General features: G+C 47.8%; 12 protein-coding genes and 1 pseudogene. 12 read left to right on the forward strand and 1 reads right to left on the reverse strand.

What is annotated here, in order from left to right:
- Positions 1–4: 4 nt before the first annotated feature.
- The 10 genes from AB432_RS12540 (at position 5) to AB432_RS12585 (ending at position 14,028) form a co-directional block, all read left to right on the forward strand.
- Entirely contained in the window at positions 5–2,074 is a 2,070-nt protein-coding gene (locus AB432_RS12540; protein WP_048032558.1) for a sigma-54-dependent Fis family transcriptional regulator, read from the forward strand.
- Between the two features lie 233 nt (positions 2,075–2,307).
- Positions 2,308–3,399 (forward strand): Glu/Leu/Phe/Val dehydrogenase dimerization domain-containing protein, encoded by a 1,092-nt coding sequence (locus AB432_RS12545; protein WP_047068882.1) that lies wholly within the window; start codon positions 2,308–2,310, stop codon positions 3,397–3,399.
- Between the two features lie 139 nt (positions 3,400–3,538).
- Positions 3,539–4,960, forward strand: a complete 1,422-nt coding sequence (lpdA, locus tag AB432_RS12550; RefSeq protein ID WP_048032559.1) for a dihydrolipoyl dehydrogenase — start codon at positions 3,539–3,541, stop codon at positions 4,958–4,960.
- A gap of 18 nt (positions 4,961–4,978) precedes the next feature.
- Positions 4,979–5,971: a thiamine pyrophosphate-dependent dehydrogenase E1 component subunit alpha gene (locus AB432_RS12555; protein ID WP_048032560.1), complete on the forward strand. Its 993-nt coding sequence runs from the start codon at positions 4,979–4,981 to the stop codon at positions 5,969–5,971.
- A 13-nt stretch (positions 5,972–5,984) separates the two neighbouring features.
- Entirely contained in the window at positions 5,985–6,968 is a 984-nt protein-coding gene (locus tag AB432_RS12560; protein WP_048032561.1) for an alpha-ketoacid dehydrogenase subunit beta, read from the forward strand.
- Positions 6,969–6,988: 20 nt separating this feature from the next.
- Positions 6,989–8,323: a dihydrolipoamide acetyltransferase family protein gene (locus AB432_RS12565; RefSeq protein WP_048032562.1), complete on the forward strand. Its 1,335-nt coding sequence runs from the start codon at positions 6,989–6,991 to the stop codon at positions 8,321–8,323.
- A gap of 240 nt (positions 8,324–8,563) precedes the next feature.
- Complete coding sequence (locus AB432_RS12570) at positions 8,564–10,723, forward strand: copper amine oxidase N-terminal domain-containing protein (protein WP_048032563.1); 2,160 nt, start codon at positions 8,564–8,566, stop codon at positions 10,721–10,723.
- Between the two features lie 330 nt (positions 10,724–11,053).
- A complete protein-coding gene (gene mce, locus AB432_RS12575) occupies positions 11,054–11,470 on the forward strand; it encodes a methylmalonyl-CoA epimerase (RefSeq protein ID WP_048032564.1) in 417 nt (138 codons plus the stop codon).
- Positions 11,471–11,561: 91 nt separating this feature from the next.
- Positions 11,562–12,683 carry a M20/M25/M40 family metallo-hydrolase gene (locus AB432_RS12580; protein ID WP_048032565.1) on the forward strand — a complete coding sequence of 374 codons (1,122 nt, stop codon included), beginning with the start codon at positions 11,562–11,564 and terminating at the stop codon, positions 12,681–12,683.
- Between the two features lie 145 nt (positions 12,684–12,828).
- Positions 12,829–14,028: a DUF3866 family protein gene (locus AB432_RS12585; protein WP_048032566.1), complete on the forward strand. Its 1,200-nt coding sequence runs from the start codon at positions 12,829–12,831 to the stop codon at positions 14,026–14,028.
- A 1-nt stretch (position 14,029) separates the two neighbouring features.
- Here the strand turns inward: AB432_RS12585 and mciZ are convergent.
- Positions 14,030–14,083 (reverse strand): annotated as a pseudogene (gene mciZ, locus AB432_RS31505) (Z-ring formation inhibitor MciZ); the annotation flags it as partial.
- Between the two features lie 104 nt (positions 14,084–14,187).
- Between mciZ and AB432_RS12595 the strand changes: the two are divergent.
- Positions 14,188–14,745, forward strand: coding sequence for an NUDIX domain-containing protein (locus AB432_RS12595; protein WP_048035788.1), 558 nt, complete (start codon positions 14,188–14,190; stop codon positions 14,743–14,745).
- A gap of 4 nt (positions 14,746–14,749) precedes the next feature.
- On the forward strand, positions 14,750–15,922 hold the full coding sequence (locus tag AB432_RS12600) for an endonuclease Q family protein (RefSeq protein ID WP_048032567.1): 1,173 nt from the start codon (positions 14,750–14,752) through the stop codon (positions 15,920–15,922).
- Positions 15,923–15,969: the final 47 nt, after the last annotated feature.

Genomic DNA, 15,969 nt, shown 5'->3' on the forward strand with positions numbered 1-15,969 from the left:
TCGCATGCACAAGCTGCTCATCGTTGGTGCGGGACGTGGTGGAACAGCACTCCTGCGGATGCTAAACCAGATGGACCGATTACAAGTCGTTGCTGTCGTCGATCAACGGCCGGACGCCCCAGGCATTCTGCTGGCCCAATCATTGGGGATTCCCGTCGATCAAGATTATCGGCCTTATCTGGATGAGGATCTGGATGTCATTTTAGAAGCTACAGGGGACCTGGGGGAGTATGAGCATCTCAGGCAATTAAAGAAAGATAAGACAGTGCTCATTCCAGGAACGTTTACGAGAATCGTCATGAAATTGATTCGGGAACGCGATAAGCTAATTGCGGTCTTGATGCAAAATCAGCGCGAGCGGGAAACGATGTTGAACTCCACGCATGACGCGATTATCGGTGTCAATCGTCAAGGAGTTATAACGTTGTTCAACAAAGCCGCAGAGCGATTGATGGGCATCGAGGCGAGTGAAGTGCTGGATACAAAAGTTTCAGAGCGTATACCGAACACTCGGTTACATATTGTATTAAAGACAGGCTCTCCCGAATTGAATCAGGAGCAAGTTTTGCCAAATCAGACGCGGATTATTACAAACCGTGTGCCCGTTCGCAATGATCGTGGAGAAGTTGTCGGAGCTGTTGCCATTTTCCGTGATATTACAGAAATCATGGCGTTGGCAGAAGAAGTGACGAACTTGAAAGATTTGCAGAGCATGCTACAAGCAATTATTCAATCATCGGACGAAGCAATATCAGTCGTTGACCAATACGGGAATGGACTTTTGATCAACCCGGCCTACACAAGGCTTACGGGTTTTTCGCAAGACGACATTATCGGGAAACCAGCGACGGTAGATATTTCCGAAGGCGATAGCATGCACATGCAAGTCTTGAAAACGAAGAAGGCAGTGAGAGGCGCCCCCATGAAATTGGGACCAAAGCGCAAGGACGTCGTAGTCAATGTTGCACCTGTTCTGGTCGATGGAGAGCTGAAAGGCAGCGTTGGCGTCATTCACGATGTCTCTGAATTCAAGCGCCTGTCAGAAGAGCTGGAGAGAGCTCGTCGTATCATCCGCAATCTGGAGGCAAAATATAGCTTTGCAGACATCATCGGCTATAGCGAGTCCATGCAGCAAGCGATCGAGCAAGCCAAAAAAGCGGCGTCAACACCAGCAACGGTCCTTCTTCGTGGAGAATCGGGAACGGGGAAAGAACTGTTTGCCCATGCCATACATAATGCAAGTGAACGAAAATACAACCAATTTATCCGGGTCAACTGTGCAGCGATCTCAGAGAGCCTGCTGGAGAGTGAGCTTTTCGGTTACGAAGAAGGTGCGTTTACAGGTGCGCGTCGAGGAGGAAAGCGGGGGCTGTTTGAGGAAGCGAGCGGTGGAACAATCTTTTTGGACGAGATCGGCGAGCTGTCCATGAGCATGCAGGTCATGCTTTTGCGAGTCTTGCAGGAGCGAGAGGTCGTACGAGTCGGTGGAACGAAGCCGATCAACATCGATGTTCGCGTCATTGCAGCTACCCATGTGAATCTGGAGGCAGCGATCGGAGCGGGACGTTTCCGTGAAGACCTGTATTATCGTCTCCACGTCGTACCGATTCATATCCCTCCACTCAGACAGCGTTTGGAAGATATTAAACCGATTGCTATGCACCTGCTGCGAAAAGCCAATTTGGAGTATGGTAGAAATGTAGAAGAGCTGCATGAAGAAACATTGCAGATGCTTCTGTCCTATCACTGGCCAGGCAATGTACGCGAGCTCGAGAATGTACTGGGCAGGGCGATGATTCATATGCGGATCAACGAGCGAATCATTATGCCGGAGCATTTACCCCCTCTGGAAAGAAGAATCGTTTCGACCAAAAAGGAAGAGGCCCAGCATGAGGATTCCACTGGTACCACATTAAAAGAAGCAGTAGAAAAGGCAGAACGTCAGCACATATTGCGGGAATTGGCAGCAGCCAAAGGCAATCGCACCCTTGCAGCCAAACGTCTTGGAATCGCGATTCGCAGTTTGTACTACAAGATGGAAAAATTGGGCATCATGGATGTGCAGGAAGAGTAACAAAGTAACTGTGCAAAATGTTGCACGCAAATCTTTGCGCGTATATGCAAAAAAATGCAGACTTGACGTCGGGATACTCATTCCACGTTCTTGTAAATAAAGCGCTTTCATGAGTTTGATTTTATTGGCATGACTTTTGCATATACCTCTTGGCGGGAAATTCTCCAAATGGAGCCCACTGTTACGCCAGCTTACTTAAGCGGAAAACGAAAGATACTAGGGAGGTTTCTTCAGTGAACATCTTTGACTACATGCAAAAGTACGATTACGAGCAATTGGTATTTTGCCAAGACGAAAATTCCGGTTTGAAAGCAATCATTTGCATTCATGATACGACATTAGGACCAGCACTCGGCGGTACGCGCATGTGGCCGTATAAAACAGAAGAAGAGGCGATTGTGGACGTATTGCGTCTCGGTCGTGGGATGACTTACAAAAACGCTGCGGCTGGACTGAACATCGGTGGTGGTAAAGCGGTCATTATCGGTGATCCGCGTGAGCATAAGAGTGAAGAGCTGTTCCGTGCTTTCGGTCGCTATATTCAAGGGCTCAATGGCCGTTACATCACGGCTGAGGATGTAGGAACGACGGTAGCAGATATGGATATGATCCACCTGGAAACAGATTTCGTCACAGGTGTTTCTCCGGCATTCGGTTCCAGTGGTAACCCATCTCCTGTTACAGCATACGGTGTTTACCGCGGAATGAAAGCTGCTGCTAAATTGGCGTTTGGTTCCGACTCCCTCTCCGGCCGAGTGATTGCTGTACAAGGTGTAGGTAACGTAGCGTACAATCTGTGCCGCCATCTGCATGAAGAAGGCGCGCATTTGATCGTAACGGACATCAATCAAGAAAACGTAGATCGCGCAGTGAACGATTTCGGTGCGAAAGCTGTAGGCGTTAACGAGATTTTTGGTGTTGAGTGCGATATCTTCTCTCCTTGCGCACTGGGTGCAATCATCAACGATGACACGATTCCACTCTTCAAAGCAAAAGTGATTGCAGGGGCAGCTAACAACCAGCTGAAAGAAGAGAGACACGGTGACCAAATTCACGAAATGGGTCTGATCTACGCGCCTGACTACGTGATCAATGCTGGTGGAGTAATCAATGTGGCAGATGAGCTGCAAGGCTACAACCGCGAGCGTGCACTGAAAAAAGTAGAAACAATCTATGACAGCATCCTGAAAATTTACGAAATCGCTGAACGTGATGGCATGGCTTCCTACAAAGCTGCTGACCGCATGGCAGAAGAGCGCATTGCAAGTGTTGCAAGATCACGTAATACTTTCCTGCAAAACGGCAAGACTGTTTACAAGCGCTAATCTCGTTTCTTCTATAAAGTTCATACTCCTGTCCGCTCTTCTATGGAGGAGCGGTCAGGAATACATAAACGGTTTTCTTTGAATATTCATATTCTCATAAAAACGCAGGCTAGCTTTCCGAATGAAAGGAGAGATCGTGGTGTCTCAAGAGTTTGATCTAGTCGTCCTCGGGGGAGGTACCGGCGGTTATGTAGCGGCAATCCGCGCTTCCCAGTTGGGAATGAAGGTAGCAATCGTGGAAAAAGAAAAGCTCGGTGGTACTTGCTTGCACCGTGGTTGCATCCCATCTAAAGCGCTATTGCGCAGTGCAGAAGTATTCTCCACCCTGAAGGAAGCTGACAAATACGGAGTCTCGGCAGGTACTGTAGGCTATGACTTCACAAAAATACAAGAGCGAAAGCAAGGCATTATCGACCAACTTCACAAAGGGATTCAATACTTGATGAAAAAAGGCAGCATTACTGTCTTTGAAGGCTTTGGTAGAGTCATGGGGCCTTCCATTTTTTCTCCGCAGGCAGGTGCTGTGCGCATTGAAAAGGAAAACGGGGATCAAGAAATGATCGTTCCACGGTTCCTTTTACTGGCAACAGGTTCTCGTCCACGCACACTTCCCGGTTTGGTTATCGACGGATCTTATGTGGTAACAAGCGATGAAGCATTGCAGTGGGAGCAATTGCCTGCTTCAGTTGTCATTGTGGGTGGCGGTGTTATCGGGATTGAGTGGGCTTCCATGCTCAATGATTTCGGTGTGGAAGTAACTGTTGTGGAGTACGCCGACCGTATTTTGCCGCTTGAGGATGAAGAAGTGAGCAAGGAATTGGCTCGTCTGTTGAAAAAGCGGAAAGTAAACATCGTGACGGGAGCAAAGGTGCTGCCTGAATCGTTGGAAAAAGGGGAAGGCAAAGTATCTATTCAGGCGGAAGTCAAGGATGGAGTCCAAACCTTTGAAGCCGAAAAGGTACTCGTATCAGTAGGACGCCAAGCAAATGTAGAAAACATCGGTTTGGAAGCAACAGAAATCAAAGTCGAGCGTGGCGTAGTCGTGGTTAATGAATTTTTCCAGACCGCAGAGTCTCATATTTATGCGATTGGAGACGTTATTGGCGGCTTGCAATTGGCGCATGTTGCCTCGCATGAAGGAATTCTTGCGGTAGAGCACATGGCTGGACAAAACCCGCACCCGATGGATTACACCAAGGTTCCGAAATGTACGTATAGCCGACCTGAAGTCGCAAATGTCGGACTCACTGAAAAAGAAGCAAAAGAACAAGGCTACGATGTGAAAATCGGCAAGTTCAGCTTTAAGCCGCTGGGCAAAGCACTGATTCACGGTGAGAATGACGGCTTTGTGAAGTTGGTCGTTGATGCCAAGACCAATGATTTGTTAGGGGTTCACATGATCGGTACACATGTGACAGATATGATTTCCGAAGCGGGCTTGGCCCGTGTGCTGGATGCGACTCCGTGGGAGATCGGTCAGACGATTCACCCGCATCCATCCTTATCCGAAGCAATCATGGAGGCAGCGCAGGCTGTCGACGGAAAAGCGATACACAATTAGCAAGGAGGGAATGTAACGATGACAACCAAGCGACATGAGCAAGTGGGATTGACCGATGCACAAGTCCTTGACATGTATTATTACATGCTATTGGCCAGAAAAATTGACGAGCGCCAATGGCTGTTGAATCGTGCGGGCAAAGTACCGTTCGTGATTTCCTGCCAGGGTCAGGAAGCAGCTCAGGTGGGGGCAGCTTTTGCGATGGAAAAAGACAGAGATTTCTTGTGCCCGTACTATCGCGATCTTGGTTTGGTGCTGGTCTTTGGCCAAACAGCCCGTGATTGCATGCTGTCCGCTTTTGCGAAAGCAGAAGATCCGAATAGCGGAGGAAGACAGATGCCAGGTCACTTCGGTGGCAAGAAGTACAATATTTTGACGGGCTCAAGCCCTGTGACTACCCAAGTGCCGCACGCAGTCGGTATGGCTTTGGCGGGTAGAATGAAGCAAAAAGATTTTGTTGTGTATGCGTCGTTCGGAGAAGGTTCCAGCAACCAGGGGGACTTCCACGAAGGTGCGAACTTTGCGGGTGTCCACAAGCTCCCGGTTATCTTCTTCTGCGAAAACAACAAATACGCGATCTCTGTACCACTGAAAAAGCAGTTGGCTTGTGAAAGTGTAGCAGACCGTGCGATCGGCTATGGCTTCCCGGGCATCAGTGTGGACGGAAACGATCCGATTGAAGTATACCGCGTCATGAAAGAAGCGGTTGAGCGTGCTCGCAGTGGTCAAGGGCCAACGCTGATCGAAGCCGTTATGTATCGCCTTGTTCCACACTCCAGTGACGATGACGATCGAGTGTATCGTACGAGAGAAGAAGTGGAAGAAGCGAAGAAAAAGGACCCGTTAATTGTTTTCGCTGCATATTTGAGAGAGATCGGACTCTTGGACGAACATAAGGAAGCGGATATGCTTGCTCGCGTACAACTGGAAGTGGATGAAGCCACTGAATATGCAGAAAACGCGCCATATCCAACACCAGAATCGACTATGACATACGTATACGGGGAATAAGGGGGGATCTTTTATGGCAGTCATTTCTTTTATTGATGCAATTACAATGGCGATGCGTGAAGAAATGCGTCGCGATTCCAATGTGTTTATCCTCGGAGAAGACGTTGGCGTACGCGGTGGAGTTTTCCGTGCGACAAACGGGTTGATTGAAGAGTTTGGCGAGGAGCGCGTGATTGATACGCCACTGGCTGAATCCGCTATTGTCGGTGTAGGGATTGGTGCGGCAGCTTACGGCATGCGTCCAATCGCTGAGATTCAGTTTGCGGACTTCATCATGCCAGCTGTGAACCAAATTGTCAGTGAGGCGGCGAAAATGCGCTATCGTTCGAACAACGACTGGCATTGCCCGATCACGATTCGTGCTCCATTCGGCGGCGGGGTTCACGGTGCACTGTACCATTCGCAATCTGTGGAAGCGATGTTCACGAACACCCCTGGTTTGAAAGTAGTAGCACCTTCGACACCTTATGATGCAAAAGGTCTTCTGAAAGCAGCCATTCGCGACGAGGATCCTGTGCTCTTTTTCGAGCACAAGCGCTGCTATCGTTTAATCAAAGGCGAAGTGCCTGAGGATGACTATGTGCTGCCGATTGGCAAAGCGGATGTCAAGCGAGAGGGTACAGACATCACGGTCATCTCCTACGGTTTGACTCTGCACTTCGCGCTGCAAGCTGCGGAAAAGCTCGCACAAGAAGGCATCAGCGCGCATATTCTTGATTTGCGCACACTGTATCCGTTGGACAAGGAAGCGATTGTAGAAGCGGCTTCGAAGACAGGCAAAGTATTGATCGTACACGAGGACAACAAAGAAGGCGGCGTTGGCGGTGAGGTAGCTGCCATTGTAGCGGAGCATTGCCTGTTCGATTTGGATGCACCGATTAAACGTCTTTGCGGTCCAGATGTACCGGCTATGCCATACAGCCCGCCGATGGAAAAATACTTTATGCTGAACCCGGAAAAAGTATTGGAAGCAATGCGCGAGCTGGCCAACTTTTAAGGCGAGGAGGACCAAGGATCATGGCAACGAAAGTACTTATGCCCCAGCTCGGAGAGAGCGTGACCGAGGGCACCATTAGCAAATGGCTGGTCAATGTAGGCGACACGGTCAAGAAATACGACTCGCTGGCTGAAGTGACGACGGATAAAGTAAACGCAGAGGTTCCTTCTACCGTTTCAGGACGCGTTACAGAGATCGTCGTGCCAGAAGGTGAGACAGTCGCTGTCGGTACGTTGATCCTATATATAGAAGAAAGTGGTGCGGAAGGTGCAACTGCAGCGCCTGCTGGCACGACGGAAACTACGGCCCCACAAACGCCTGCAACCGAGCAGCCAAAGGCAGCTACGCCGGCTGTATCTAATCAGCAAGTACCAGTCATGGATGGACCGAAACAACGTTATTCACCTGCTGTTGTCATGCTCTCACAGCAGCATGGCATTGATTTGTCCCGCGTTGTAGGGACTGGGGCAGGCGGTCGTATTACCCGCAAAGATGTCCAAGCGATTATCGACGCGGGCGGCCAAAAACCAACTGAGACCGTGAAAGAAACGGTCGCGCAGGCTCCAGTAGCAGTCGAACAAACTACTGTCGTTTCAACACCTGCACCGGTAGTACCAGCTTCGACTCCTGCTGTTTCCGTAGATATACCGGTTGCAAGCGGTGATCAAGTTGTCCCGGTAACATCTATTCGTCGTACGATTGCAAGCCGGATGGTACAGAGTAAGCATGAGGCTCCACATGCTTGGACGATGGTCGAAGTAGACGTGACCAATCTCGTTAACTTCCGCAATCAGGCAAAAGGTGAATTTGCGAAAAAGGAAGGGCTCAACCTCACGTTCCTGCCGTTCTTTATCAAAGCGGTTGTGGAAGCGTTAAAAGAGTACCCGATGATCAATTCCACATGGGCGCATGACAAAATCATCGTGAAAAAGGACATCAACATCTCCATCGCAGTAGCCACGGAAGATGCTCTCTATGTTCCTGTCATCAAGCATGCTGACCAAAAATCCATTCTTGGCATTGCTAAGGCAGTTGATGATCTGGCAGCACGCACCCGTGCAGGAAAATTGACGATGGATGACATGACAGGCGGGACCTTTACGGTTAACAACACAGGCTCCTTTGGCTCTGTTTTGTCCCAGCCGATTATCAATGCTCCACAAGCTGCGATTCTTAGTGTCGAGTCCATTGTGAAACGCCCTGTTGTTATTAACGACATGATCGCAGTGCGTTCCATGGTCAATCTGTGCATGTCGTTGGATCATCGCGTGCTGGATGGTCTGATTTGTGGACGATTCCTGCAAAGCGTGAAGCAAAAGCTTGAGAATGTAGGACCGGATACCAAGCTGTACTAGGGTGTGGAAAAACCAGGTCAGGTAAAGACCTGGTTTTTTTGATAAAAAATATCTAAAAAAATTTTCCAAATCGAACATTTCGTATGTAACTTTTTCCGAGACGTCTTCGTCTTAGCAATTGGAGCCAGTAAGTCTCATAAATGATATAGAAGAGATTCCCACCAGATAGCATTTGTGGTAGACTGGTAGCGTCCTGCTAGAGAGAATTTCCAGATAAAGGGTAAATATGGGAGGAAAAACATGGAAAAGAGTAAAAAAGCACTACCAATAGTGCTGGCATCAGCGCTGGCCGCTACACCTTTTGTGTCAGTACCGCAGCAAGCACATGCTATTGAAAAATTGTCGGTAACGGCTGACAACGATGGTGCAGGTAAAGAAAGTGACTACACCATTGAATTCAAGCTAGAAGAAGACCTGGATAGTGGAGAAACCATTACCATCGAATTCGATTCTGATTATGATATCGACGATGACATTGATACGGATGATATTGATGCTAGCTTCGATGTGAAGAAAGTAAGTGTTGATGGAGAAGAAATTACAATCAAGACAGATGAAGAATTAGAAAAAGGCGATAAAATTAAGATTAAAATTACGAGCGGTATCACGAATCCTGACGACAAAGGTTCATACAGCGTAAGTGTAGAAGCGGGCGACGAGGATTCGGAATCAGATGATGTAGATATCAAAAAAAGCAGCTCGAGCAGCAGTAGCAAGTCTAGCAATGATTACGCCGTATCGTTGAGCAGCAAAGCAGCAGGAGAAAAAGTCAGCCTCAAGCTTGGCAAAATTTCTCTCAAAGGAAGTGATGAGCTGGAGACTAACTCCACGATTACTGTCACTTTCCCAGAGAAAAACATGTTGCCATCAAGCATTGATGAAGAGGATGTAAAAGTAAACGGTTATACAGCGAAATCTGTCAGTGTCAGTGGCAGTACGGTTGATGTCAAAATTCCGAGTGGTGCAGACGCAGATGATTACATCACCTTGGAATTTGACAAGGATGCTGGAATCGAGAATCCTGATTCCAGTGGCAAGCATGTTTTTAAAGTGAAATATGATGGAACTACATACGAATCAGAAGATATTGAAATTACGAAGAACGGTTCCAGCTCTAGCAGCGCTTCCGACAGCTTTACAGTGAACCTGTCTGATCCGGGCGCAGGAGCTCGCTCCAGCTACACCTTTGATGCTGACTTTGGCAGCAAAGAATTGAAAGCGGATGGAGAACTGGTTCTCGAATTCCCATCATCTGACATGGTGCCGGGTATTTTGACTGCATCAGACTTTTTGCTCAATGGGAAACCAGCGAAAAAAGCAACAGCAGCTGGTAATAGAATCGCGTTGGTAGCCCCAACCGGCTTCAGTGCTAATAGCAGAGTGAAGGTTGAAGTTACTTATGGAGCGTGGATTTCCAATCCAAAAACGGCTGGCAGCTATACGTTGAAGGCTACTGTTTCCGGAAGAACCTTGGAATCCAAATCCTTCAGCGTTGGTGGCTCTTCTGTGAACCCGACGCCAACCAACCCAACCAATCCAACAACGCCAGTACCTGTACCAAATACAGCTACTAACAACAACACTGCAACTATCGCTTTGACACAAAATGCACTTGGCAAGCAGACGGGTGTGAACGTGGCAATCAAAGGATTAGGTGTTGGTCTGCAAAAGCAACGCGATTTTATCGAGATCGTATTCCCGGTAGGCTACAAGGTACCGGCTTACATCGCGCCAGCAAACATCTCTGTAAATGGTGTAGGAGCGAATTTCGTTGCGGTTCGTGGACAAAACGTACTGATTTATCCGTCTCAGGATATTCCTGCGGCAACAAACGCTAATATCGTGATCAATCCAGCAGCGAACATCGTAAACCCTGCTGTGAAAAACACATATAGCATCAGCGTATTTACTTCCGAAGAAAGAGGCTTGCTGTTTGCACGTGCTGTTGGTGTAGGAATGCCTTCCCCGGCTCAACCAAAGCCTGCAACGCCGACACCACAACAGCCGCAACAACCATCGACTGTTATTCCGGTGAACTCAGCTTCCTTTAAAGTAAATACAGCAAACTTCACCCTGCATGGCAAAAACTATCCTCTCTCTGTAGCTCCTTACATTGCAGATGGAAATACGACCATGGTTCCAGCCCAATTCTTTAAAGAAGCACTGGCACTGACTACGCAATGGAACAATACAAGTGTTGCTGTTATCAGTGGAACCAAGGTTGTGAAGTTTACAGTTGGTTCGAAAACAGCTAAAGTAGGCAAAACGGAAATCCAATTGCCAACACCTGTTGTCCTGAAAAACGGCATGCCAATGATCCCAATCCGTACGGTTACGGATAATCTTGGTTACAAAGTCGGCTGGGATGCGAAAACTTCCAGTGTATTCGTTCACAAATAAAAACTAGCTGGGACAAACGAAAAACCCCTTTCCGCTTTTCGGTCGGAAAGGGGTTTTTAAGTGTTTATCATCACTCGTTTATTGAAAGTAAAAAAACGTGGGAACGATGAGTGAGAGAATTAGAATGCCGATCAGGATTTTTGCAAAGAGCGATTGGTGTCTCATTCTAATCAAACCTCCTTTCAGGGTTGAGGAAATTATCAGGTGATTCTGTAAGTGGCTGTGCTAGAATGAAGAAAAGGATATCATTGGCTTTCTTTTTTTCGTCCATGCTGAAATTGTACCGAAATGTAGCCAATGAGACAACCACTTACAAAAGGATGATGATTCGTGAGCGCACCGAAAAAAATTGCCCATATCGGCATTGCGGTAAAAAGCTTGGAAAAGACGCTTCCCTTTTATACCGAGCAATTGGGATTGGAGTTGGTTGGAACTGAAATCGTAGAAAGCGAACAAGTTCAAGTGGCATTTTTAAAGATCGGGGAAAGTCATATTGAATTACTAGAACCGCTAAGTGATGAGAGTCCGATAGCGAAATTTATGGAAAAACGCGGAGAAGGCATTCACCACATTGCTTTTGATGTGGATGACGTTACGAGTCGTCTAGCCACATTAAAAGAGCAAGGAGTACCTCTCATTCACGAGGTCCCCAAAGCGGGTGCGCACGATGCGCTGATCGGATTTTTGCATCCGAAGGCTGCGAATGGCGTCTTGTATGAGCTATGCCAATATCCGAAAGAATCATAGCCGTTTACGTAGTAGAAAAATTTTTTTTGCGGTATACTGGAACTTGTGAATATGTACCAAAATCGGGCAGTACGATCAGGAGGTAACGAGTGTGAGTACGATCAACCAAGAGCGTTTGTTAAATGAATTTTTAGAGCTCGTCCAAATTGACAGTGAAACGAAGAACGAAGCAGAGATCAACAAGGTGCTCAAAGAAAAACTGATGGCGATGGGCTTTACCGTAGAAGAGGATGACGCAGCAGCGAAAACCGGACACGGTGCCAACAATCTGATCGCAACCTTGGAGGGAACTGGAAAAGGTCCAGTTATTCTGTTTAGCAGTCATATGGATACGGTTGTACCAGGAAACGGAATCAAGCCACAAATTCGCGATGGCTACATCTATTCCGATGGAACGACGATCCTCGGTGCGGATGACAAAGCAGGAATCGCCGCGATCTTTGAAGGTATTCGCAGCATGAAAGAGCAAAACTTGCCACATCCAACGATCCAAGTCGTATTGACTGTGGGAGAAGAGTCTGGACTTGTAGGCTCCCGCGCAATGGATTCCAGCCTGCTGAAAGCAGAAATGGGCTTCATCCTCGATTCGGAAGGTCCAGTTGGAAAAATTACAGTAGCTGGTGCTGGACAATATCGCATCGTAACCAAAATCCACGGTAAAGCAGCGCATGCAGGTGTGAATCCAGAGGATGGCATCAGTGCTATATCGGTTGCTAGTAAAGCAATTTCTCGTATGCCACTGGGCCGTATTGATGCGGACACAACTGCAAACATCGGGCGTTTTGAAGGCGGAAAAGCGTACAATATCGTAACGGATTATGTGGAAATTTGGTCCGAGGCTCGCAGCCTGGTTATGGACAAGCTGGAAGCACAAGTGAAGAAAATGACATCAGCATTTGAAGAAGTGGCAGCCGAGATGGGTGCGACTTGCGAAAATGACGTTATTTTTATGTACCACGGCTACAAATTCAACGAAGAAACGCCTGTTGTACAAAAAGCAATTGCGGCGGTTAAACGTGTTGACCGCAATCCTGAGCTGGTTGCAAGCGGCGGCGGAAGCGACGGTAACGTATTTAACGGCTACAACGTGCCAAGCGTAAACTTTGCCATCGGCTATGAAGAAATCCATACAAAAAACGAGCGCATGCCAATCGCTGAACTGAACAAAGCGGCTGAGCTGGTGCTTGCTGTCATTGCAGAAGTACAAGAGTAACCAAATGAGGTCGGAATCTCCTTGCGAGGGGTTCCGGCCTTTTTGTTCGTTCGCTCACTTGTTTGCATGATTGAGACAACCACTGTTCATCATAGACTGAATAGAAAGCTCGGGGACGAGGCAGGAATGAAAGGGGGGAAGCTGGGTGCTTCGTTTGGCGGTGGGGACGGTCCAAAAAGTTCTGGAAAAGCAAACGGGGATGCAGATACTCGAAGTCCGGACAGAATCGGTTACTGGATACAAAATGGAGAGAGTGCTGTCTTTTTTGCAGGAGGATTATAAAAGTGGCGATTTACTTTTGATCAATACAACCGCTGTTCGATTGGAATTGGGGACAGGCGGGTATCATTTTGTCGTAGGAAAGATTACTCAACCAGAGGAAACGGATGTTCTTCCAAATGAGTGGGGGCATGTGATGAAAATGCGCTATTCGCCATGGCAGCTCGCGGTAGATTCGGTAGAAGAACAGGCCAGCCCGTACCACCCTTTGTTTGTGCAAGAAGATTTATCCTTGGAAGGTACCCCTGTTTTGATTAGCGAGCTACACAGTCTTCTACCTGTTGCTGTCCTTGCTTTGCATATAAAAAATCCAAATGCCCGTATCGTATATGTCATGCCAGACGGCGCATCTTTGCCGATTGCCTTGAGTCAGCATGTCCATCAATTAAAAGTAAACGGGAGCTTGGCTGCGACAGTGACGACAGGTCATGCGTGGGGGGGAGATCGTGAGTCGTTGACAATTCATAGTGGCTTGCTGGCAGCACGCCATGTAGAGCATGCCGATATCATTGTTTGTATGCTCGGACCTGGGGTAGCGGGTACGGGTACACCTTATGGCTTCTCGGGAATTCAGTTAGCTGAGGTCATTCATGCCGTAGCCACTCTTGGAGGAACACCCTTTTTTATTCCTAGAATCAGCTTTGGGGACCCACGTACCAGGCATTACGGTGTCAGTCATCATACCGTGTCGATTTTAAACAGATTTGCTCTCTGTCCTGCCCTGGTTACAATCCCGATTTTCAGGGATGAAAGAGATGAAGTCCTTTCACGGCAAATGAAAGCAATAGAAGTTGCAGGAAAGCATATTTTCATAAAGGGAAAAGTCCCAGACCCGTCAGAACTGGCTTCACTGGAAAAGGGGTATGGCTTGTCCTTTTCTACGATGGGGCGAAATTGGCAAGAGGACCCTGCCCCTTTTCAGACGGCATGGATGGCTGCCGATTTGGTAGAAAACAGTCTGGGCTACATCTTCCAAACCGTTAACGACGCCCCGCATTCGCCCGCTTCATCAAGTACTCTTGAAGCGTTAGGTCTTTACTTGACCAGGAACGAAGTGCAGCCTTGATCTCCCAAGCTTTTCCGACCATACGCAAGTGCTTTTCGCTAACATATGTTTTCATTCATGATCTCCTCCGATACAATAGGGTGGACAAGCTCTATGCTCCCAACTTATGGAGGGAATCGACGATTTAGAACGACTTCATGAAAAAGGATGATGACGACAGTGAATAAATATGATCACTTGTATGAAAAAACCATTTCCAGTCAACCCATTTATGACGGAAGAATTATTAAGGTCAAGGTAGATGAAGTACTTCTGCCCAATGGCAACACAGCCAAGCGAGAAATCGTGAATCATCAAGGGGCGGTTGCAGTATTACCGATAACAGATGATAACAAAATGGTTGTAGTTCGTCAGTTCCGCAAGCCTTTGGAGCGTACAATCGTGGAAATCCCAGCAGGAAAGCTGGAGCCAGGGGAAGAGCCACTTGCATGTGCAATGCGCGAGCTGGAAGAAGAGACAGGTTATGTTGCGAGTCAGTACACACCGCTCAGCTCTTTTTATACATCGCCAGGCTTCGCGGATGAAATTTTACATGTTTTTGTGGCCACTGGTTTGAAAAAAGGAGAAAGCAAACCGGACGAGGATGAGTTCGTTGATGTGCTGGAAGTAACACTGGAAGAAGCGCATGCCCTGCATCAAAGTGGAGAAATCCGTGATGCCAAGACAGTCGTGGCATTATACGCGTGGGAAAACAAAATGCTGCGCGAACGTGGGTAGTACGATGCTTTCTTCCTATTTTTGCGACATGCATATTCACATCGGTGGTACGTGGACGGGTAAACCTGTGAAAATAACGGCTTCACGCCAAATGACACTCACCAAAATTTTGGAGGAAGCCTCAGAGAAAAAAGGGATGGATGTCATCGGGATTATTGATGCACATTCGCCGGAGGTTCAGGATGAGCTGGTAAATCTGTTGGAAAAGGGATCAGCCATTGAACAGGTGGATGGAGGAATTTCCTACAAAGATACCTTGCTTATCTTGGGTTGCGAAGTAGAAATCAAGGAGCCGGGGCGTGGTGCAGCTCATTTTCTCGTTTATCTACCGAAGCTGCAAGAAATGAAGCAATTTACCGCGTGGCTGTCAGAACGCTGCAAAAATGTGCAATTGAGTTCTCAGCGTATCTACACATCACTCAGGGAATTACAAGCCTGCGTCGATCAATTGCAGGGACTCTTAATCCCGGCCCATGTTTTTACGCCGCATAAAGGGTTGTATGGGAGCTGTACGGATTCGATGGCAGAAGTGCTCGATCCTTCGCTCATCTATGCGGTCGAGCTAGGATTGAGTGCGAATACCATTATGGCGGACCGCATATCCGAGCTGCATGACAAAACCTTTCTCACAAACTCAGATGCCCATTCTCTGGCGAAGATAGGCCGGGAATATCAAGCGATGTATATGCAAGAGCGTTCCTTCGCAGAGTGGGTGAAAGCAATTAAGCGTATCGGTGACAGAGGGGTTCGTATGAACTATGGTCTACACCCTGAGCTTGGCAAGTATCATCAGACGGCGTGTAAAGCTTGCCAGTCTTTACTAGCGGCGGATGCCTCAGGCAAATGTCCGGAATGCGGCTTCCAACGAATTGTGCGAGGGGTTGCAGCGCGCATTGATCAGCTAGCGGATGTAGAGGCAGGCCAGCATCCAGCATTCCGTCCTCCTTATATCGAGCAAATCCCGTTGGAATTCATTCCGGGAGTCGGTCCGAAAATGTTGGACAAGCTGTATCAATCGTTTGGTACACAGATGAACGTATTGCATCGAGTGAACGAAGAACAGCTCACTCATGTTGTGGGAGAGAAAATCGCTTCGCTTATTGTGCAAGCACGAGAGGGAAAACTTTCTGTCCAAAAGGGTGGTGCCGGTACCTACGGAAAGATCGTCCCGATGTAGGTTGTCATAGGGGAGAACTCGTCCGCATAAGCTGTACAGTAATCAGC

Origin of the sequence: Brevibacillus brevis (assembly GCF_001039275.2) — a bacterium.
GTDB lineage: Bacteria > Bacillota > Bacilli > Brevibacillales > Brevibacillaceae > Brevibacillus > Brevibacillus brevis_C.

Excerpts from the sequence above, each read along its gene's own strand:
- AB432_RS12570 (WP_048032563.1), top strand. The coding sequence starts at position 8,564 with ATGGAAAAGAGTAAAAAAGCACTACCAATAGTGCTGGCATCAGCGCTG.
- AB432_RS12560 (WP_048032561.1), top strand. The coding sequence starts at position 5,985 with ATGGCAGTCATTTCTTTTATTGATGCAATTACAATGGCGATGCGTGAA.
- AB432_RS12600 (WP_048032567.1), top strand. The coding sequence starts at position 14,750 with ATGCTTTCTTCCTATTTTTGCGACATGCATATTCACATCGGTGGTACG.
- AB432_RS12555 (WP_048032560.1), top strand. The coding sequence starts at position 4,979 with ATGACAACCAAGCGACATGAGCAAGTGGGATTGACCGATGCACAAGTC.
- AB432_RS12540 (WP_048032558.1), top strand. The coding sequence starts at position 5 with ATGCACAAGCTGCTCATCGTTGGTGCGGGACGTGGTGGAACAGCACTC.
- AB432_RS12565 (WP_048032562.1), top strand. The coding sequence starts at position 6,989 with ATGGCAACGAAAGTACTTATGCCCCAGCTCGGAGAGAGCGTGACCGAG.